Here is a 20,389-nt window from a genome sequence, read left to right as displayed (position 1 = left end):
GCTTTGCTTTGCGCAGCAAAATTGCGGCTCTGATAAAATGCCGTTTTGCTCAGAATTGGTAGTGCGGCGTGAGAATTTTATTAGCCCCGATGGAAGGTCTGCTCGATTGCGTGTTGCGCGATGTCATTACGCGCGCTGGCGGTATTGATTTGTGCGTCACCGAATTTATTCGCGTCACCAGTACGCTATTACCGAGCCGTACATTCGAACGTATCGCGCCTGAAATCCTAACCGAGAGCAAAACGGCAACCGGTGTGCCAGTGCGTGTGCAATTACTCGGTTCCGATCCGGTATGTCTAGCCGAAAATGCCGCCCGTTTAGCGACGTTTAATCCGAATGGCATTGATTTGAATTTTGGTTGCCCTGCCAAGACCGTCAACCGCCACCGCGGTGGTGCGGTGCTATTGCAAGAGCCAGAATTGATTTACCAGATTGTAAAAGCGGTACGCGACGCTGTTCCTGCGCATATTCCGGTTACCGCCAAAATGCGCCTAGGCTACACCGACACCTCACCCGCGATTGCTTGTGCACAGGCGATTGAAGCGGCTGGTGCAGCCGAAGTGGTAGTGCATGCGCGAACAAAAACGGATGGCTATAAACCACCAGCGTACTGGGAGTGGATTGCGACGATCAAAGAAAACGTGAAATTTAATGTAGTCGCCAATGGCGAAATTTGGACGGTGGAGGAGTTTAATCGCTGTCGCGAGATTTCAAACTGCGACGACATTATGCTGGGGCGGGGCATTGTTTCGAATCCCGGCTTGGCGCTCGAGGCTAAAACCGGCAAAAAACTTACATGGGATGAATTAACGCCACTGTTCGTCGTATTCTGGCAGCAGGTTTTACTGCATTGCTATCCAAAATATCAGGCCGGACGCCTAAAGCAATGGCTGAATTACCTGCGCCGCCACTACCCGGAAGCCGATGTGCTGTTTCAACAGATTCGCACCTTAAATACCAAAGAAGACATCGAAGCAGGCTTTCCCGCTCTAGTATTTGGTCAATAAAAACAATGGGTATGTGTTTTTGGATCAATTCAAATAAGAGCTACAGGCAAATACCCCTAACTACAAAGTTTGGCGATCAATTGCTCCAAGCCCTGCGCTTGTGTTAATTCATGCTGCTGGCAGTAATCACGAAAGCGTTGATGCAAGCTGGCGTCGATTTCGACCGACAGGGCTTTGGGCAATCGCGCGTTGTGGTCCTTGGTGGCGCGGGTGACTTGCAAGGCGCGAGAACGCCGTTTGCGCTCGGCGACCGACATTGCAGTTGAGCCCAGGGCAGGGCGCCCACGGCGTTTAGGTGTTTGATCTTCCATTTTTGCGATTATTTAGAGACTTGTCACGAATATATTAAAGCAAACTAGCACGTAAAATCACAAATTTATCGTTTTGCGCCACCGTATCGACACGTGCAAAACGTCGCCGTAGTGCTTGCCAATAATCCAAATGGCGATTTGCAACAATCCAAACTGCGCCGCCAGGGACTAGAGAGTGGCTGGCTTGTTCAAACATGCTAAGGGCAATATCGGTGGTGACGGTATTTTGCTGATGAAACGGCGGGTTAATTAAAATCAGCTCAAATTGCTCTTTGACATCCAATAGGCCATCGTTGTGCTGGATAGTTACGGTAGCTTGGGGGAAATTGTGCGCAAAGCTCAGTTGCGCCGATTGCACGGCAGCCATTGATTCGTCATATAAAAACAATTGTGCGTCAGGATGAAGGCGATGATAGGCTAAGGAGAGTAAGCCATTGCCACAACCCACATCTGCGACCTTACTGGCTTTGGGGAGCAAATGAAAATGCTCAATAAAAAAGCGTGAACCAATATCAATCTTTTGCTCGGCAAACACGCCAGCAATATTCTTAAGTTCTATGCCTAACTCTGGTACGGGTACGGTTTGCAGATTGGTTGGATTATTTTGCGGCGCTAGCAGGGCACGATACATGCGCGCCTTTTTGCTCGTGGGGAGATATTCAACTCCGTCGCAACACGCTTTGAATACATCAAGATGACCATTGCTAACGTGCTTTTGCATGCCAGAACAATATAACGTTATGGGTGTAGTGATCTGACTGGCCAGCGATAGCATTTGAGCTTGCAGCAGTGAAATGGATTTTGGAATTTTAACTAGACCGAGCGAAGCTGATTGGCCGGCAAAATCCTGATACTGAATGGACTGCAAGTTTTGACCAATTGCTTTGCGTGCACACCATGAGTCATTGATGTGCCAAATCTCTGCTGAATTCTTTGCTTCGGCTGCGCAATGCAGAGCGCCAAATGCATCATTTAACAGAATAACCGAGTCATTTTCAGGCAAAAACTCACTCAAATATTCATCAGCGGCATCCCATGCGCGTAATTCTTTGGCGTGTTTACTTGGGTAGCGCTGCAGTTGCAAGGCGGCAAAATCAATCGCGGTCATCAATTGGTTCGTTTGGGTCAAAGGTGCCAGATTTTACCTTGTTTTGGCTTGGGCGGTGCCGTGGGTATTTAGACACTGTTACGCAAATTTTGTTAAAATGCCGCCCGCTTCAAATTTCACACACGTCATGGCCCGTCAACTCGAAGACAATCACACGCTAGATCTGCTGCCATTCCCAAAAAAACGGGGCAGGCCAAAGACGGGCAAAGCAATGACCCCTGCACAAAAGCAGGCGGCATATCGTCGAAGAAAAAAACTCTATGGCATTGAAGCCATGGAACTAGATCGTACCGACGTTCATGTTTTGATCTCAGCGCTGCAATCACGCCTGCTTGAGTTGGAGCAGCGACATCTGCACGATTTATTTGAAACCCCTGAACACATACAAGATTTATGTGCACGCCTAAGTAAGTTACATAATAAATAAATACTCAAGGCGATTTTGCTGCGGAGAGAATTGAGTCGAACATAAGGCGGTGGGGGCTGGGCTTAATCAAGTAGAGTGATTGCTCGTAAATGTGCATCTGGTTATGTATTTAGCTTTACATAATATACATTATGCGATGTTATGTATAAGAAGGTTCCAAAACATGAGAAATATCAAACAAAGTCGGCTAAGGTACATTTAATATGCATACATCGAAAAAGATTGCAGCCTGTAGTCACACTCTCTCTGGATTTAGTTATCATCGTGATGACGATTAAATTCAGTTTGAAAAAAATCAACGTCAGGCAAGCATCTCAACCACTGATACTCACATTGCAAGTCAGGAGCAATAAAATGGCTGTTACTAATGTACAAGAACTCGACGCACTGGTTGCTCGTGTAAAAAAAGCACAGCAACTGTTCTCTACTTTTTCTCAAGAGCAAGTTGACGAGATTTTCCGTGTGGCAGCATTGGCTGCGGCTGATGCTCGCTTGCCATTGTCTAAAATGGCCGTTGCCGAAACTGGCATGGGTATTGTTGAAGACAAAGTCATCAAAAATCATTTTGCTTCTGAATACATTTACAACGCATACAAGAATGAAAAAACGTGCGGTATTTTGTCGGTGGATGATGCGTTTGGCACGATGACCATCGCTGAGCCAATCGGCATTATTTGCGGCATTGTTCCTACGACCAATCCAACTTCAACGGCGATCTTCAAAGCACTGATCGCACTGAAAACTCGTAACGGCATTATTTTTAGCCCACACCCACGTGCACGTAAATCAACTTGCGAAGCGGCACGTTTGGTGCTGGAAGCCGCGGTTTCTGCTGGCGCGCCACGCGATATTATTGGCTGGATCGACGAGCCTACTGTTGAATTGTCTAACCACCTCATGAAACACCCAGACCTGAATCTGATCTTGGCAACTGGCGGCCCTGGCATGGTTAAGGCAGCGTATAGCTCCGGCAAGCCAGCTATTGGTGTCGGTGCGGGCAATACCCCAGTTGTTATCGATGAAACTGCCGATATCAAACGCGCGGTTGCATCGATTCTGATGTCAAAAACATTCGATAACGGCGTGGTGTGTGCTTCTGAGCAATCCGTGATTATCGTTGATAGCATTTACGATCAAGTGAAAGAGCGCTTTAACGCAAACGGCGGCTACATTCTGAACAAGAAAGAAACCGAAGCCGTACGTAAAGTAATTTTGAAAGACGGTAATTTGAACGCCAATATCGTTGGTCAGTCTGCACTGAAAATCGCAGATATGGCAGGCATTAAAGTGCCGCCTTACACCAAAGTGTTGATCGGTGAAGTGAGCTCGGTGGGCGAAGAAGAAGCATTTGCGCACGAGAAGCTCTCCCCTACTCTGGCGATGTATCGCGCCAAAGACTTCTTTGATGCGGTTCACAAAGCCGAAGCGCTGGTGGCATTGGGCGGCATTGGCCACACTTCATCACTGTATACCGACCAAGATTTGCAAGGCGAGCGCATTGCTTACTTTGGCGACAAAATGAAAACGGCACGTATTTTGATCAATACTCCGTCTTCACAAGGCGGTATCGGTGACTTGTACAACTTCAAACTGGCACCTTCTCTGACTTTGGGTTGTGGTTCATGGGGCGGCAACTCAATTTCTGAGAACGTGGGTCCAAAACACTTGATCAACAAGAAAACTGTCGCTAAACGGGCTGAAAATATGTTGTGGCATAAACTTCCAAAAAGTATTTACTTCCGCCGTGGCAGTTTGTCAGTTGCTCTTGAAGAGCTGTCAAACAAAAAACGCGCTGCGATCGTGACCGACCGTTACTTGTTCAACAATGGTTACGTCGACGAAACCATCCGAATCCTAAAACAAAACGGCTTGGAAGTTGAAGTTTTCCACGAAGTTGAAGCCGATCCAACGCTGGCCGTGGTGCGTAAAGGCGTGGCGATGCTCAATAGCTTCAAACCAGACGTGATCATTGCTCTGGGCGGTGGTTCGCCAATGGATGCGGCGAAAATCATGTGGGTGATGTACGAGCACCCAGATGTAGCGTTTGAAGACTTGGCATTGCGCTTTATGGATATCCGTAAACGGATTTATAAATTCCCGAAAATGGGCGTAAAAGCTGAATTGGTCGCAATTCCAACCACTTCAGGTACCGGGTCAGAAGTAACGCCATTTGCGGTAGTGACCGACGAAAAAACAGGCATGAAATACCCAATCGCCGATTACGAATTGACGCCAAATATGGCGATTGTCGATCCGAATCTGGTGATGAATATGCCAAAATCGCTAACTGCCTTTGGTGGTATCGATGCGGTAACACACGCACTAGAAGCTTATGTGTCGGTATTGGCGAATGAATTTAGCGATCCACAAGCGCTGCAAGCCTTGAAATTACTGAAAGAGCACTTGCCTTCTGCTTACATCAATGGCGCGAAAGACCCTGCTGCACGTGAAGGTGTGCACAATGCAGCAACGATCGCTGGCGTGGCGTTTGCCAATGCCTTCTTGGGTGTGTGTCACTCAATGGCGCACAAAATCGGTGCCGAGTTCCACTTGGCGCACGGCTTGGCCAATGCCTTGCTGATCAGCAACGTGATTCGCTACAACGCGGTTGATATCCCGACTAAACAAACAGCGTTTAGCCAATACGATCGCCCACAAGCTAAATGCCGTTATGCTGACATCGCCGAACATTTGGGCCTGCAAGGCAAAAATGACGACCAGAAAGTTGCAGCGTTGATTGCTTGGGTTGATGAGCTGAAAGCGACGTTGAATATTCCAGCTTCAATTAAAGATGCTGGCGTGAACGAGGCTGACTTCTTGGCTAAAGTTGATCGCATTGCGGAAGAAGCGTTTGATGACCAATGTACCGGTGCTAACCCACGCTTCCCATTGATCACTGAGTTGAAACAGGTATTGCTCGATAGCTTCTACGGTCGTGAATACAAAGAAACATATGGTCAATAATTAATTGATCGACCAATAAAAAGCCCCGCAAGGGGCTTAATGTGATGGTCAGCCAGAACCAGCCCCTGCAGGCGTAAGCTGTAGGGGCTGTTTTCTTTTCTGGCGAGGAGATCATCATGGCAACTGCAACTTTGATTGGGCTTGATATTGGCAAACACACTTTTCACGCTGTCGCACAGGATGTGGCAGGGCACGTTCTCTACAAGCGCCAATTCACCCGCACAGGCTTGATCGAGTTTCTTGCGACGCATCCACCTTGCCGTATTGTGATGGAAGCGTGCGCCGGTGCGCACTGGCTGGCGCGCAAACTCATCGAATTCGGACATCACGCCCAGCTGATTGCCCCTCAGTACATTCGCCCCTTCGTCACAGGCAACAAGAACGACTTCATCGACGCACACGCCATCTGCGAAGCCGCTTGTCGTCCTTCAATGCGCTATGTCGCGATCAAATCAATGCAACAACAAGCTGTTTCGAGCTTGCATCGAATGCGCGAAGCCCGCATGGCCGAGCGGATTCAAACCACCAATCAGATCCATGCTTTGCTACTGGAATTTGGCATCACATTGCCGCTAGGCATGCGTGGTATCCGGCAAGTGCCCACCTTGCTCGCCACACCATCCGATGATTTGCCGGTGATGGTGCGGCAGATCTTGTTGCAGCAGTTCGAGCACGTGCTGTTGCTGGAACGCCTGATTCAGGTGCTCGACCAGCAGATTGCCACTGAGGCACGCAGCAATGATGTCGCCACACGTTTAATGACGATACCCGGCATCGGTCCGATCACCGCCAGCCAACTCGCCGCCGATGCGGGCAACGCCAAAGGATATGGCAAAGCACGGGATTTTGCTGCCTCACTTGGCCTCGTGCCGCGGCAGCATTCGACGGGCGGCAAAGCCAAACTATTGGGCATCAGCAGACGAGGTGACAAGTCGTTGCGACGATTGTTAGTGCAGTGCGCGCACGTGATCATGCTCAACGCGACACGCTGGAACAGTGCGATCGCCGAATGGACGCGAGAATTGATGGTGCGGCGACACGGCAATGTAGTGGCGTGTGCGGTCGCCAACAAATTGGCCCGCGTGGTGTGGGCGATCCTCGCCACAGGGGACGAGTATCACCCGCACCCGCGGACCTTGCATGAAAAACAAACCGCCGGCAGAACCGGCGGTGAGTGAAGCCTGCCTTTGCGCAAGACAGACACTGATGAAGACAAGCGGCCCCACGGCCTGACGACTAACCTGGCAATAAAAACAGTCCATGAGACTGTGGGCTTTTTAAGGATCGTCAGGAGCGGCTCACATCAAGGATCGGGCTATTGAGTCCAACAGAATCCGAATAGATTAGAGCAAGGCTTCAAAGTCATTATTCATCAGTAAATTGTGCTTGCAAAGTTCTGGCTGACCATAGATTTTATTGAGTTTGGCTTGTGTTAATAGTCACAAAACCATGCAGAAACGCTCAAGTTTTTGATCGACTTGCCGATAGCATAAATATAGAGAATGTTATTTCAGGTGTCGTTTTATGCCAATCAACTCCAACCCAAATTACGATGAACTTAGTGCTGCTATTGCACAATATCTGCAATCGGCCAATGAAGTCGTGAAGCGAGTCGATCTGGTTTTGCAGGCTGAGCTTAGCAAATCTGCCAACTCAAATTTAATGCCTATTGCTGCTTGATTGCAGCGTCATTTCGTTCCCACTAATTTGTACCGCAAAAAACTTCAATACATTCATCCCCAGTAGCGCCTCATCCCCCAAACGCGGCACAACGGCCACTTTAATATTTTCAAGTTCAAATGGCCCGAACTGTAATTGCTCAATGTTCGACCAATAGGCTGGGCTTGGTCCATTGGCGGTCTGAGTGACGAAGGCTTCTCCCCGCTCCAAACTCAATTGTTGCGCCAGCGATTCATCAATGGTGAGCGAACTGGCGCCAGTGTCGATCATCAAAACTACGGCTTGCTGATTAAGCATCGCACTCAAGCGAAAGTGTCCGTCTTTTGAGCGCTTGAGCTTGAGTATTTCACCGTGAGTTTGGCTCATGCTGGCTACATTAGGGTTGTGTTGACGTAGAATCAGCGCATCAAAAGCCCAGTAAATTGCGCCAGCCACCAAAAGCCAAATCAGTACAATCGATGCAGTAGATTTCAAATTACACCTCTATGGTATTTTAAGCTACGCAGCTAATATATTGGCTTAGGCGCAAATACCTATATCGCTTCAATCTGCTCGGTTAGTTCAAGCCACTCAAACTCTAGCTCTTCAACGCGGGCTTTGATTTGCGCATCTCGTTGCAGAGCTTGCTGTAACTCGGCTTTCCTCTCGTTGCTATAAACGCCCTCGTCACCCAAGATTTGGTCTATTTGCGCTTGCTCTTGCGCCAATTTAGCCATTTCTTTTTCGTTTTTATCGCGTTGCTTTTCTAGCGGTTTGCGCAATTCAGCAACCCGCTGGCGCTCTTGGGCTTCAAGACGTTTTTGTTCTTTGCGATTGCCTGCGTCGCTTGATGCACTTGGCGAAGCAGAACGAACGGCTTGATCTTGTTGCGAGCGTTTGTCTTGACTGTAGCGCGTGTAATCGTCCAGATCGCCGTCGAACGGCCGCACCTTGCCATCTTCGATTAACCAAAAATCATCGACTGTTGCGCGCAGTAAATGCCGATCGTGTGACACCACAATCAAAGCACCTTCAAAGTCTTGCAGCGCAAAGGTTAAGGCCTCGCGCATTTCGATATCTAAGTGGTTGGTCGGCTCATCAAGTAGCAACAGATTAGGTTTTTGCCAGATGAGCAAAGCCAGCGCGAGCCGCGCTTTTTCCCCGCCTGAGAACGGCGCAACAGGGCAAGTGGCCATATCACCGTGAAAATTAAAGCCGCCCAGAAAGTTGCGATGCTCTTGCTCACGCGTTTGTGGGTCGAGCTTTTGCATATGCCACAGCGCGGACTCTTCCAAGCGCAGATATTCAAGTTGGTGCTGGGCAAAGTACCCTACTTTGAGCCCTTTCCCTTCGGTGCGCATCCCCTTTAGCAAGGGCTGCTCACCCGCCAAAGAGCGAATAAAGGTAGATTTACCTGCACCATTGACACCCAATAAACCAAGCCGCGCTTTGTTCTCTAGGCTTAACTCCAGTCCGCGCAAAATCGGTTTATCAGCGTTGTAACCTGCTTCAGCTTGCTCGAGTCGCACCAATGGGCTTGGCGATGAATCTGGTTCGCGAAACGCAAAAGTAAAAGGCGAATCAACGTGCGCAGCGGCGATGCGCTCCATCTTTTCTAATGCTTTAACTCTGCTTTGCGCCTGCTTGGCCTTGCTGGCCTTGGCCTTAAAGCGGGTAATAAAGCTCTCCAAATGCGCAATTTGGCGTTGCTGCTTGTCATACGATTGGGCTTGCAGCGCCAGTTTTTCAGCTCGTTGGTTTTCAAAATCTGCGTAATTACCGGTGTACAGTGCTAACTGCGCATTCTCAACGTGCAAAATCTGCCCCACGGTTGAATCGAGAAAGTCGCGGTCATGGGAAATAATCAGCAGCATGCCGCGATACGATTTAAGCCAATTCTCCAACCACACCACCGTTTCTAAATCCAAGTGATTGGTTGGCTCGTCCAGCAACAAAACATCAGAGCGACACATCAGTGCTTGCGCCAAATTTAAGCGCATGCGCCATCCACCGGAAAAACTCGATACTGGACGCGAAATTTCTTCAGTACTAAATCCCAGACCAGCCAATAATTTGCCTGCGCGTGCTGGCGCTGAATAGCCGTCAATGGCTTCAAGCTGCGCTAGTAATTCGCCGTGCTGAAGGCCATCGCCGGCCACCGCCGCTAAATCAGACTCGATGCGACGCAGTTCGGCATCACCGTCCAACACGTAATCAAGTGCCGTGCATGATAAAGCGGGCGTCTCTTGCGCGACGTGCGCAATAGCGGCTCGTGGAGGCATTTCCAGATTACCTTCGTCGGCGTGTATTTCATCGCGCAACAGCGCAAAAAAACTTGATTTGCCAGCGCCATTGGCACCGACGACACCTGTTTTAGAGCCTGGATTGAGGGTTAAATCAACGCGGTCTAAGAGAACTTTAACGCCGCGACGTAGGGTGAGGGATTTTAGTCTGATCATGGCGGCATTTTACCAGAGCTTGCGTTGCTCTAGCCGACTTGCCGCCAGAAAATCAAGTTAAGGAGGGGCTACTAAGTTAGGTATTGCTCTATAGTCATTTAAAAATATTGCCCGCAGAGCCATACCTATGAATACTAAAATGCCGTATATAGCACAATGCCGATAATGGCGAACACCGCCGCGATCAGATCATCAATCATCACGCCAAGTCCTCCTTTAACGCGACGATCAAACCAGCTAATCGGCCAAGGCTTGATAATGTCGAAAAAGCGAAATAAGGCAAAAGCCAAAACCCATGCGGCGACTGTTTTGGGCGCAAAGCACAGCACCATCAGCATGGCCACCACTTCATCGATCACAATGCCACCATAATCACTGACGCCCAGCGCACGACCGGTGATTTCACACGACCAAATGCCGATGGCAAATAAGGGAACGCAAAACGCAAAGATGATTGGATTGGGCAAAAAAAGCTGCAGCGCAGCCATCATTGGCAGCGCAACCAGCGTACCCCAAGTGCCGGGGGCTTTTTTTGCCAAGCCGCTACCAAAGCCAAAGGCTACAAAGTGGGCTGGATGAGCCTTTAAGAAGGTCCAACTGGGTTGGATTTTGGGGGCTTGCTTTTTATTGCTGCTGGGCAAAGAGTCTGTAATCATCAATTTTTAAAGTGGTCAAAGCCGCCAAAGCCAAACTGCATGGATTGACCTGTAGTGTCGAGAAATTGCACCAAAGGCTGTGAATCGCCATGTGGAATGATAACCCCGATGCGTTGGGCGGCTAAACCATGTTCCTGAGCTAGCGCTTCGATATTGGTTCTAGCGGACTGCGGCGCAGTGAAGCACAACTCGTAGTCGTCCCCGCCTGCCAACTTAGCTTCCAACTGTAACTCGTGCGGCAGATGCAAGAGTTGCGCAGCACTGGGCACTGAAGCTATCCATATTTGTACCGCACATTGTGAGCGCTGGCAAATATGGCGCAAATCACCGGCCAGGCCATCTGAAATATCGAGTGCGGCGTTGGCGAACGGAGCTATCGCTTGGCCAAATACAAGGCGGGGTTGCGGTAAATCTAAACGTAAATCACATTGCTGCGCGATTTCTGCTGGCAATTGCGCGCGTCCGGTGCGATGCATTACCGCTGCCGCCGCACCACCCAGCGGGCCAGAGACCCAAATATCGTCATCAATTTGCGCATGGCTGCGTAGCATGGCTTGACCCGTTGGCACTTCGCCGGCGATTTGAATCGCAATGGTTAGTGGTCCGCGAGTCGTGTCGCCGCCAACGAGTTCGATTTCATGCTGATCAGCTAGGGCGAATAGGCCGCGGCTAAACGCGGCCAGCCATGCTTCATCAATACTCGGCAAAGCGAGTGAGAGCGTAAACCAAGTCGGCTTGGCGCCCATCGCCGCTAAATCCGACAGATTTACTGCCAAGCATTTATGCCCCAAGCGTTCTGGGTCGGCATCGGCAAAAAAATGTCGACCAGCCACCAACATATCGGCCGAGACGGCTAATTGATGCCCTGCACTGACCGTCATTAGCGCAGCATCGTCACCGACTCCCAAATCCGCATTCTTAAGCGCACGATTTGGGCGGGTAAAATATTTGGCAATTAAATCAAACTCGTTCATACGCGCAACAGATTAGCCCTGACGTTTGGCGCGAATGGCAGCAAATTCTGTGCTACGCACGAGTTCAGCCAATTTATCGAGTACACCATTCACGAAGCGATGACCATCAGAGCCTCCGTAGGTTTTGGTGAGCTCAATCGCTTCATTGATAATTACTGGGTATGGCGTTTCTGGCATCGACATAATTTCAAACGCGCCAGTGTAGAGTACCGCCAATTCAACGGTGCTGACTTCTTCTAGCGGGCGGTCCACATGCGGCTCAATCGCTTGCGTGAGTTTGGCTGCGTCTTTAATCACGCCAAATAAAATCGCGCGATACAGGTTTGCATCGGCTTTCGTGAAGTAAGTGCTGCTACCACGCAGATACAAATCGATATTATTAACGGTGTCGTTGCTCATCAAATACTGATACACACCTTGCACCGCAAATTCGCGCGCACGGCGGCGAGCGGATTTCATCGGTGCTTTTTTTACTGCAGGGGCTTCTGATTTTTCTGCGGTCATGCTTGTAATGCCTTTACTAAATTAGCGGTTTCAACCGCAACACGCGCGGCTTCGCGCGCTTTTTCTACTACACGTACTTCTGCTTGTTCATCAGTTTCAGTGGTCAAAATACAATTGGCAATCGGCAGGCCTGCGTCCAGCGTAACGCGCGTTACCCCAGCGCCCGATTCATTGGCGACCAATTCAAAGTGGTAGGTTTCACCACGGATAATTGCGCCCAATGCGATTAAAGCGTCAAAACGCTCGCTGGCCGCCATAGTTTGCAAAACCACGGGAATTTCTAGCGCACCAGCAACACTGCTCAATAAAATATCCTGCGGCGCAACACCCAATTTAACTAATTCATCCAAGCAGTTATCACGCAAACCTTCGCAAATTGGCGTATTAAAGCGGCTCATCACCACACCAATACGCATGCCTTGGCCAGCTAGATTGGGTTTAATTAGTGAAATACCTTCTAAACTCATTTGTATATCCTTTAATTTTTAAACACTTATTCGGGCTGGAAAAAGCCAGTTATCTCGAGACCAAAACCCATCATGCTCGGAATCTTGCGCTCTGGCGACATCAGACGCATACGTCCAACGCCCAAGTCTTTCAGCATCTGCGCTCCTATACCATAGGTACGCATATCCCATTTTTGGGGTTTATTCAGTTTCAAATCAGGCAACGCACGCGCCAGCAGATCTTCTCCGTCTTCAGTGCGATGCAATAAGACCACCACACCCTTACCCGCTTCTTCGATAGCCGATAGCGCCGATTCAATGCTCCAAGAATGGCTGCGCGCGTCTAAATCTAGCCAGTCGATTACCGACAAGGGCTCGTGAACACGCACCAAGGTTTCATCATCTGCAGTAGGTTCGCCTTTAATCAAGGCCAGATGCGTCGACGAGGTGAGTTTGTCGCGATAAACGGCCAATTCAAATTGGCCAGCAAAAGTTCGCACCGGACGACGGCCTACGCACTCAACCAAGCTTTCGGTGCGGCTGCGATAGTTGATCAAATCCGCGATAGTGCCAATTTTTAGATTGTGTTCCTTAGCAAACACCAGCAATTCCGGCAGGCGCGCCATTGTGCCGTCATCGTTCATGATTTCACAGATTACGGACGCCGGCGTTAAGCCCGCCATCATCGCCAAATCACAACCCGCTTCAGTGTGACCCGCACGAACTAACACCCCGCCAGGTTGGGCCATGACAGGGAAAATGTGTCCCGGTGATACAACATCGCTGGCTTTGGCATCAAAAGCAACCGCTTTACGAATCGTCAGCGCACGATCATGCGCGGAAATACCCGTGCTCACGCCCTCGGCCGCTTCGATTGAAGCGGTGAAATTGGTGCCAAACGACGAGCCATTGCTCGACACCATCGTGCTCAAATTAAGCAGTTTGCAACGCTCAGGCGTTAAAGTCAGGCACACCAGTCCACGGCCGTATTTGGCCATGAAATTGATGGCTTCAGGCGTGACAAAATCGGCCGCAAGAACTAAATCGCCTTCGTTCTCGCGATCTTCTTCGTCAACCAGCACGACCATGCGCCCTGCTTTTAATTCAGCTACGATTTCATGAACTGGGGAAATTTGGCTCATTGATTAAGCTCCGCCTTGAGTGGTTTCGAATGAAACCATGCGCTCAACATAGCGCGCAATCAGGTCTATCTCTAGATTAACGCTAGCGCCGGCGACCAGCGCCCCAAGCGTAGTTACGCTTAAAGTGTGTGGGATTAAATTAATTGAAAACACACAGCCATCAGCGCTGTCTTGCACTGTATTGGTTGTCAGCGACACGCCATTCACCACCACCGAGCCTTTGGCGGCTAAATATTTAGCCAGTGATTTTGGCGCGCAAATGACGAGTTCACGATTTTCGCCTACGGGCTCAAAGCTCAGCACCTGACCAACGCCATCAACGTGGCCGGACACCATATGGCCGCCGAGCATATCGCCAAGGCGTAATGCTTTTTCCAGGTTCACCTTGCCGCCCTGCTCGCCCAAGCCCACGGTACAACGCAACGATTCGTTGGAGACGTCAATCTTGTATTGCTTAGGGGGTATTAGCTCAATCACAGTCATGCATGCGCCATTATGAGCAATACTATCCCCAAGTACTACATTGCTCATATCTAAATCGGCGGCATCGACGGTGAGTTGAAGGCCACCATCAAAGGCTTTGACGTCAATAATCTGACCGACTGCTTGAATAATGCCAGTGAACATATCAATCCTTCTGCTCGGGAAATAAGGTCGGGTTGGCTTCGCGCACGCGTGAAGACGACTTCAGTTCATTACAATGATTGCAAAAATAGCTTTTGGCGCCACACGCCGCCAACACTTCAATTTCTTTGCCGCAATCTGGGCAGACTAATTTTTGTTCCGTACTCATTTCAAGCTCCTGTCGTGCTCGGCGCGAAGGCGACATTAGGATCGGTAAAGCGCAAAGTAATGCGCTGATCCGCGCCGACCATCCGGCGATCGAATAAGGTTGGACGATACTGCTGGCTTAAGTCGCTCAAGCTGAAGTTGGCCAAAGCTTGCCCTTGACCAATAAAGCTCATTGCTTGATAGAGGATAACTTCGTCTACCAAGCCTGCCTCAAGTAGTGCCCCTACCAAAGTGCCACCTGCTTCAACAGTGACTACGTTAAAACCTTGCTCAGCTAAATATTGCATCACCGCGTGCAAATCGAGACGATCAGCATTACTTGCGATTTGTTTGAAAATTAGCCGCTCTGTTGATAGCGTATTTGAAGTCTTGGTACTGAGTATTTGGGTCTTTGCGACTTCGGTTTGCAGTATTCTGGCGCTTGATGGCGTGCGCAACTGACTATCGAGCACGATGCGCTGGGGTTGACGTGTTACGGTAAAATCTCGCACCGTCAGCTGTGGATCATCTGCCAACACTGTTCCAACGCCGGTTAACATTGCACAGGACAGAGCACGAATTTTTTGGACGTCAGAACGCGCTGCTGCGCCCGTGATCCATTGTGATTGGCCATTATTGAGCGCAATTCGCCCATCGAGGCTGGCCGCCAATTTTACGCGCAACCACGGCCGATTACGCGTCATGCGAGACAAAAAGCCTTTATGATGCTCACGCGCTTGATGGGCCATAAGTCCATGCGCGACTTCAATATTGTGCGCAGCAAGTCGTGCCAAGCCTTTGCCGGCAACCAGTGGATTTGGGTCACGCAGCGCAGCAATGACGCGATCAACACCGGCACCGATTAGGGCATTGGCACAAGGTGGTGTGCGGCCAAAATGACTGCATGGCTCTAGCGTGACGTAGGCTGTGGCGCCCATGATTTTTTCTGGCGCACGGGCCTTGGCCATTTTTAAGGCCATAATTTCGGCATGCGCTCCGCCCGCGGCTTGGCTATGGCCATAACCGATTATCTCGCCCTGATTGACTAAAACAGCGCCAACGCAAGGGTTCGGTGTCGTCAGGTGCGCTCCTTGTGCGGCAACCTGCAAGGCTTTGGCCATCATTTCGTGATCAAATGCGGTAAACATGCTTATTCCTTCGTTACTTCTCGAATAACGTCGCGGAAATCATCCACGTCTTGGAATGAGCGATAAACTGAAGCAAAACGGATGTATGCCACTTTATCGAGTTTGGCGAGCTCGGCGATGACCATTTCACCGATCTGGCGCGACATAATTTCGCGCTCACCGACCGTGAGCACTTTTTGAATAATGCGGGAAATGGCTTCATCAACGAGCGGGGTTGGCACTGGACGTTTATGCAGTGCACGCAGGAAACTGGTGCGGACTTTTTCGCGATCAAACTCGGCGCGTTGTCCATTTTGTTTGACGACCTGAGGCATACGAACCTCGGCGGTCTCAAAGGTGGTAAAGCGTTTGTCGCAAATCGTGCAGCGGCGACGGCGACGGATCACGTCACCTTCATCAGATACGCGCGAGTCAACGACTTGCGTATCAGGAGAACCACAGAATGGGCACTTCATTAACGAACCCCGCAAAGAACAAAAAGATCATTCATATCAAATAAGGCCGAAGGATAAAAACTCAAGCTTTATAGATACTCTAGCTATGTATTGAGCTAGACATATTGCCACATGTCAAGCCCAAGCATATACAGCAAAAAAAGGTGGGGCTTGCGCCCCACCTTTGTGCAGCTATTAACGCTAAATATTAAGCGCCGTAAACTGGGAAGCGTGCAGTTAGCGCTTTTACTTTAGCAGCTACTGCAGCGATATTTGCTTCGTCTTCTGGATTATCCAGCACATCAGCAATCAGATTGGCTACTTGAATCGCTTCTTCTTCTTTAAAGCCGCGCGTAGTAATCGCAGGTGCACCGATACGGATGCCAGAGGTCACAAATGGGCTTTCTGGATCGTTCGGGATCGCGTTTTTGTTGACGGTGATGTGCGCTTTGCCGAGGAAAGCATCAGCCGCTTTACCAGTCAGACCTTTAGGGCGCAAGTCAACCAAGAATACGTGCGATTCAGTGCGACCAGAAATAATGCGCAGACCGCGCTCTGCCAAAGTTTTTGCCATTGCTTGCGCGTTCAGCAAAACTTGTTTTTGGTATTCTTTGAATTCGTCAGTTGCAGCTTCTTTAAATGCAACCGCTTTACCCGCGATCACATGCATCAACGGACCACCTTGCAGTGTTGGGAACACGTTTGAATTCAGTGATTTTTCAAACTCAGCCTTAGCCAAGATGATACCGCCACGTGGGCCACGCAATGTTTTGTGCGTGGTCGACGTTACGAAGTGCGCGTGAGGTACTGGATTTGGGTAAACACCAGCAGCGATCAAACCTGCGTAGTGCGCCATATCAACCATGAAGTAAGCGCCAACTTTGTCAGCGATTTCACGCATGCGCGCCCAGTCAAAACGCAAAGCGTAAGCCGAAGCACCGCCGATTAACAGTTTTGGCTTGGTTTCCATTGCGACGCGTTCCATATCGTCGTAATCGATTTCTTCGTTTTCGTTCAAGCCGTAAGCCACGATATTGAACAATTTACCTGACAAGTTCGCTGGTGAACCGTGCGTCAAGTGGCCGCCGTGACCCAAGTTCATACCCATTACGGTGTCACCTGGTTTCAGGATCGAGAAGTAAACCGCTTGGTTGGCTTGTGAGCCAGAGTGCGGCTGAACGTTGGCATATTCAGCACCAAACAAAGCTTTTACACGATCAATCGCCAATTGCTCGATCACGTCAACGTGCTCGCAACCACCGTAGAAACGTTTACCTGGGTAACCTTCAGCGTATTTGTTCGTGAGTTGAGAGCCTTGGGCTTCCATCACGGCTGGGCTAGTGTAGTTTTCAGATGCGATCAATTCGATGTGTTCGTGTTGACGAACAACTTCAGCAGCAATCGCTGCAGCGAGATCTGGATCGTAAGAGGCAATGGTTTGAGACTTCGAGAACATGAGCGAGATGCATCCGTAATCGTTGAAAGAATACGCAATTCTAACACGACTTAGATCAATTTAAGATGCACAGTTGTCCACTCAACATGCAAGATTTTCATGATTTCTTTTTTCGCCAGACATTTGCAAGCATTCTACACGTTTCACGAAGTGAAATTCGCTCATCCGACATAGCATCCAAAAACTCAGATAAAACCTTTGATTTAGCTACCGTAATAAAAATCAGCCAAGAAATTGGTATAGCAACCACGACAAAATACCCGATTTTTTGCAAGCTAGGCTCATCCGCCAAGCCAAATAAGTTCATACCGAGAAATCCGGTGATCGTTGTACCGATTAAGCCAAAAACCGTTACCACAGTTAGTCGAACCACCGTATCGGCCTGCCGGCGCAAATCGTCATTTTCTAAATACTGATTCATGCTCTGCACCGCATCCTTGACATCCGAATGCAGTCGCTCAGTATCTAAGTGCTTGGAGAGCATTTGAAATAATTGATCGGAAACAATTTGGTTGGACACCTCGCGAAACCAATAGCGCTGGTTAAAACGCAAAAACCCTTCCAATAACAGTCGAATTTCACGCTTAAACCCACGAATAGAACGCGCATCTTTTAAATCGAGTTCTGATAGGGCCACGGCAAGGCGATCAGAAAACATCAGCAACGATGCCTTGTGAAAATGGGCGATCAAAGTCATTAAGAAATGCTGATGACGAAACTGCCCAAGCACGCCAGTATACGGATCGGAATAAAAAGCATTGTCGTGTTTTCCAACCATAACAAAAGCATGACCATTGCACATCATGCGCGTCGAGGCCGTACTGTGCTGCCTTTCTGGCACCCAGAATCGGTCGTAGCAACAATCACGCTCAAATTCATCGAACATTTTTTGGGTGTACGGTAGCGCATCTCCACTACCGGGACGAATGACCATGCCTAAGCGATAAAAATCCTCATCCGTTAATTTAAAAGGATCATCCACCGCCAAGTAGGCCAAAATCGGCATGCGGTGATATTCAATTTGACGATAACGTAAAGAACCGGCAGCCGAAGAGTGATGCATGACCAGAGGCTGCATTAAAAAATCCCAATGGGCAGCCATGCGCGGTGCACGAAATTGGCCAAGGTGTGACAAATAACCTAGCCGATCTTCAAAGTCGGACTCTGAAATCACTTCGCCTTCTTTATTTAGCCACGCCACTTTGCGCAAACAATTGGCCGCCGTAGCATCTTCATCCCACTGCGCAGGAAAAGCGCGACCAAAACGAAATAATGCATCCTGCACACGCCTGAGGGGTAAATTGTCACCCATGATTTCAAAGGCCAGAATCACCACATCGACGTCGTAAAAGAAATACAAATCGATGTGCGCCACTTTAAAATGATGCACAGCACCATCTTTAAACATCATCAGCGCTGTAGTGATGTCTGACCGACGAAACACGTGGAGCGGTGAGTGGCCGTAGCTGCTTAACCCTGAGGCCTTGCTTTCGCCGTACAGAAAACGTTGAACATAAGGAAGGAAGGTGACGAATTCGCGGTAGTGGCGCTCTTCGAATTGCTCTGGGTCGCCATCAAATTCGGTTGCTCGTGGCTGCCAAGGCGAGCCTTCGGCCGCGGCGGCTTGCATTACTTCCCAGTGCCGACCCATGGCGTTTGATTCGCCACTTTTGTGTGGAATCGGCATCAGCTGTAGGGGCCAAATTAAGATTTGGCGAAAGTGCTTAACTATTACATTGGAACTGGTCGCCATGACACCCCCTACTGAGGCATGGCAACCTAAGGCTTAGAATTAAAGGCCTTTGACGGCATACACGGCAAGGGTATTTCGCCAGTAGCCTTGGTAGTCCATGCCGCAACCAAACAAGAAACGATCTTCTACTTCCATACCCACAAAGTCAGCTTTAATACCTTCTGCCTTGCGATTGTGTTTTTTGTCGATCAAGACGGCGACGTGAACCGCGCTTGCACCTTGCTGTTTGCAGTAATCAACAATCGCTGCCAGTGTGTGACCTTCATCCAGAATATCATCCACAATCACTACGGTACGGCCACGCAGATCTTCACGAGGCTTAACTTTCCAATCTAGCTCGCCACCCGAGGTTTCCTGGCGATAGCGCGTTGCATGCAGATAAGCCATTTCCAAAGGAAATTTCAAACGTGGCAATAAATGCCCTGCAACGATCAAACCGCCGTTGAGTACGGTATACACCACAGGATTGGTGTGCGCCAAAGCTTTGCACATTGACTCACCCATTTGATCGAGCGCGGCAATCACTTCAGCCTCTGGATGCAGGCAATCTGCGTTATCTAAAATGGTACGAGCTTCTGGCAATTCCATAGTCACGATGACATCCTCAATCCAAGCTTAATGCCCAGAAAAATCACAAACAGTAAATAAATCAATGCCATTTTGGCGAATTAATTGCGAACCGCCAAGCTCAGGCAAATCAACGATTGCTGCGGCTTCAACGACATTGGCACCCAAGCGTTTTAGCAAATTAGCCGCTGCCATTAGTGTGCCACCCGTCGCAACCAAGTCATCAATCAGCAATACACGATCACCCGCCTTGCAAGCGTCGGCATGCAGCTCGACTGTAGCAGAGCCGTATTCAAGCTCGTACTCTTCGGCGATCGTATCAAACGGCAGCTTACCCTTCTTACGAACAGGAACAAAGCCAAGATTTAACTCATAGGCCACTACAGAGCCAAGGATAAAGCCGCGCGCATCCACCCCCGCAATTACATCGAGTTTTTGCCCCATATAACGATGGACAAATACATCAACTAGCAAGCGAAAAGTTCGTGGGTCTTGCAATAGCGGGGTGATATCACGAAACATCACGCCCGGCTGAGGCCAATTCGGTACGGTGCGAATGCGCTCGCGGATGTAATCCGCGTAAGGTGCAACAGCTTTATCCAT

The 20,389-nt window shown here is 49.4% G+C and carries 22 protein-coding genes; 5 read left to right on the top strand and 17 right to left on the bottom strand.

Annotation, left to right across the window (positions count from 1 at the left end):
• The first annotated feature begins 68 nt into the window (after positions 1 to 68).
• Entirely contained in the window at positions 69 to 1,007 is a 939-nt protein-coding gene (locus tag NT239_01040; protein XGA71456.1) for a tRNA-dihydrouridine synthase, read from the top strand.
• A 56-nt stretch (positions 1,008 to 1,063) separates the two neighbouring features.
• Here NT239_01040 and NT239_01035 read toward each other — a convergent pair whose 3' ends face one another.
• Together NT239_01035 and NT239_01030 are read right to left on the bottom strand one after the other, a co-directional pair.
• Entirely contained in the window at positions 1,064 to 1,318 is a 255-nt protein-coding gene (locus tag NT239_01035; GenBank protein ID XGA71455.1) for a hypothetical protein, read from the bottom strand.
• Between the two features lie 34 nt (positions 1,319 to 1,352).
• Positions 1,353 to 2,426, bottom strand: coding sequence for a methyltransferase (locus NT239_01030; protein ID XGA71454.1), 1,074 nt, complete (start codon positions 2,424 to 2,426; stop codon positions 1,353 to 1,355).
• 211 nt (positions 2,427 to 2,637) lie between these two features.
• Here NT239_01030 and NT239_01025 point away from each other — a divergent pair, with 211 nt between their 5' ends.
• The 4 genes from NT239_01025 to NT239_01010 all read left to right on the top strand — a co-directional run bounded on the left by NT239_01025 (position 2,638) and on the right by NT239_01010 (position 7,497).
• Positions 2,638 to 2,853 carry a hypothetical protein gene (locus NT239_01025; protein XGA71453.1) on the top strand — a complete coding sequence of 72 codons (216 nt, stop codon included), beginning with the start codon at positions 2,638 to 2,640 and terminating at the stop codon, positions 2,851 to 2,853.
• A gap of 354 nt (positions 2,854 to 3,207) precedes the next feature.
• Positions 3,208 to 5,817 (top strand): bifunctional acetaldehyde-CoA/alcohol dehydrogenase, encoded by a 2,610-nt coding sequence (gene adhE, locus NT239_01020; GenBank protein ID XGA71452.1) that lies wholly within the window; start codon positions 3,208 to 3,210, stop codon positions 5,815 to 5,817.
• A 116-nt stretch (positions 5,818 to 5,933) separates the two neighbouring features.
• Positions 5,934 to 6,995: an IS110 family transposase gene (locus NT239_01015; GenBank protein XGA71451.1), complete on the top strand. Its 1,062-nt coding sequence runs from the start codon at positions 5,934 to 5,936 to the stop codon at positions 6,993 to 6,995.
• Between the two features lie 346 nt (positions 6,996 to 7,341).
• Positions 7,342 to 7,497, top strand: coding sequence for a hypothetical protein (locus NT239_01010; GenBank protein XGA71450.1), 156 nt, complete (start codon positions 7,342 to 7,344; stop codon positions 7,495 to 7,497).
• On the opposite strand, the gene NT239_01005 is transcribed toward NT239_01010, so the two are convergent.
• The 15 genes from NT239_01005 to NT239_00935 form a co-directional block, all read right to left on the bottom strand.
• On the bottom strand, positions 7,477 to 7,971 hold the full coding sequence (locus tag NT239_01005; protein ID XGA71449.1) for a retroviral-like aspartic protease family protein: 495 nt from the start codon (positions 7,969 to 7,971) through the stop codon (positions 7,477 to 7,479). The genes NT239_01010 and NT239_01005 overlap by 21 nt on opposite strands.
• A 59-nt stretch (positions 7,972 to 8,030) precedes the next feature.
• Positions 8,031 to 9,935 carry an ATP-binding cassette domain-containing protein gene (locus NT239_01000; protein ID XGA71448.1) on the bottom strand — a complete coding sequence of 635 codons (1,905 nt, stop codon included), beginning with the start codon at positions 9,933 to 9,935 and terminating at the stop codon, positions 8,031 to 8,033.
• A gap of 134 nt (positions 9,936 to 10,069) precedes the next feature.
• Positions 10,070 to 10,591 (bottom strand): phosphatidylglycerophosphatase A, encoded by a 522-nt coding sequence (locus tag NT239_00995; protein ID XGA71447.1) that lies wholly within the window; start codon positions 10,589 to 10,591, stop codon positions 10,070 to 10,072.
• Positions 10,591 to 11,565: a thiamine-phosphate kinase gene (gene thiL / locus NT239_00990; GenBank protein XGA71446.1), complete on the bottom strand. Its 975-nt coding sequence runs from the start codon at positions 11,563 to 11,565 to the stop codon at positions 10,591 to 10,593. The genes NT239_00995 and thiL overlap by 1 nt, the downstream gene beginning before the upstream one ends.
• A gap of 12 nt (positions 11,566 to 11,577) precedes the next feature.
• Positions 11,578 to 12,024 carry a transcription antitermination factor NusB gene (gene nusB, locus NT239_00985; GenBank protein ID XGA72838.1) on the bottom strand — a complete coding sequence of 149 codons (447 nt, stop codon included), beginning with the start codon at positions 12,022 to 12,024 and terminating at the stop codon, positions 11,578 to 11,580.
• 41 nt (positions 12,025 to 12,065) lie between these two features.
• Positions 12,066 to 12,536: a 6,7-dimethyl-8-ribityllumazine synthase gene (ribH, locus tag NT239_00980; GenBank protein ID XGA71445.1), complete on the bottom strand. Its 471-nt coding sequence runs from the start codon at positions 12,534 to 12,536 to the stop codon at positions 12,066 to 12,068.
• Between the two features lie 26 nt (positions 12,537 to 12,562).
• Complete coding sequence (ribBA, locus tag NT239_00975) at positions 12,563 to 13,657, bottom strand: bifunctional 3,4-dihydroxy-2-butanone-4-phosphate synthase/GTP cyclohydrolase II (protein ID XGA71444.1); 1,095 nt, start codon at positions 13,655 to 13,657, stop codon at positions 12,563 to 12,565.
• A 3-nt stretch (positions 13,658 to 13,660) separates the two neighbouring features.
• Positions 13,661 to 14,284: a riboflavin synthase gene (locus NT239_00970; protein ID XGA71443.1), complete on the bottom strand. Its 624-nt coding sequence runs from the start codon at positions 14,282 to 14,284 to the stop codon at positions 13,661 to 13,663.
• A gap of 1 nt (position 14,285) precedes the next feature.
• On the bottom strand, positions 14,286 to 14,450 hold the full coding sequence (locus NT239_00965; GenBank protein ID XGA71442.1) for a zinc ribbon domain-containing protein: 165 nt from the start codon (positions 14,448 to 14,450) through the stop codon (positions 14,286 to 14,288).
• A 1-nt stretch (position 14,451) separates the two neighbouring features.
• Positions 14,452 to 15,576 carry a bifunctional diaminohydroxyphosphoribosylaminopyrimidine deaminase/5-amino-6-(5-phosphoribosylamino)uracil reductase RibD gene (gene ribD, locus NT239_00960; protein ID XGA71441.1) on the bottom strand — a complete coding sequence of 375 codons (1,125 nt, stop codon included), beginning with the start codon at positions 15,574 to 15,576 and terminating at the stop codon, positions 14,452 to 14,454.
• 2 nt (positions 15,577 to 15,578) lie between these two features.
• A complete protein-coding gene (nrdR, locus tag NT239_00955) occupies positions 15,579 to 16,031 on the bottom strand; it encodes a transcriptional regulator NrdR (protein ID XGA71440.1) in 453 nt (150 codons plus the stop codon).
• Between the two features lie 187 nt (positions 16,032 to 16,218).
• Positions 16,219 to 17,466 carry a serine hydroxymethyltransferase gene (locus NT239_00950; protein ID XGA71439.1) on the bottom strand — a complete coding sequence of 416 codons (1,248 nt, stop codon included), beginning with the start codon at positions 17,464 to 17,466 and terminating at the stop codon, positions 16,219 to 16,221.
• 97 nt (positions 17,467 to 17,563) lie between these two features.
• Complete coding sequence (locus NT239_00945) at positions 17,564 to 19,219, bottom strand: hypothetical protein (GenBank protein ID XGA71438.1); 1,656 nt, start codon at positions 19,217 to 19,219, stop codon at positions 17,564 to 17,566.
• Positions 19,220 to 19,258: 39 nt separating this feature from the next.
• On the bottom strand, positions 19,259 to 19,807 hold the full coding sequence (locus NT239_00940) for a hypoxanthine-guanine phosphoribosyltransferase (protein XGA72837.1): 549 nt from the start codon (positions 19,805 to 19,807) through the stop codon (positions 19,259 to 19,261).
• Between the two features lie 27 nt (positions 19,808 to 19,834).
• A complete protein-coding gene (locus NT239_00935) occupies positions 19,835 to 20,389 on the bottom strand; it encodes an adenine phosphoribosyltransferase (protein XGA71437.1) in 555 nt (184 codons plus the stop codon).

It is taken from the genome of Chitinibacter sp. SCUT-21 (assembly GCA_041874755.1).
Taxonomy (GTDB): Bacteria; Pseudomonadota; Gammaproteobacteria; order Burkholderiales; family Chitinibacteraceae; genus Chitinibacter.
This window is presented reverse-complemented; position numbering and strand designations above follow the sequence as displayed.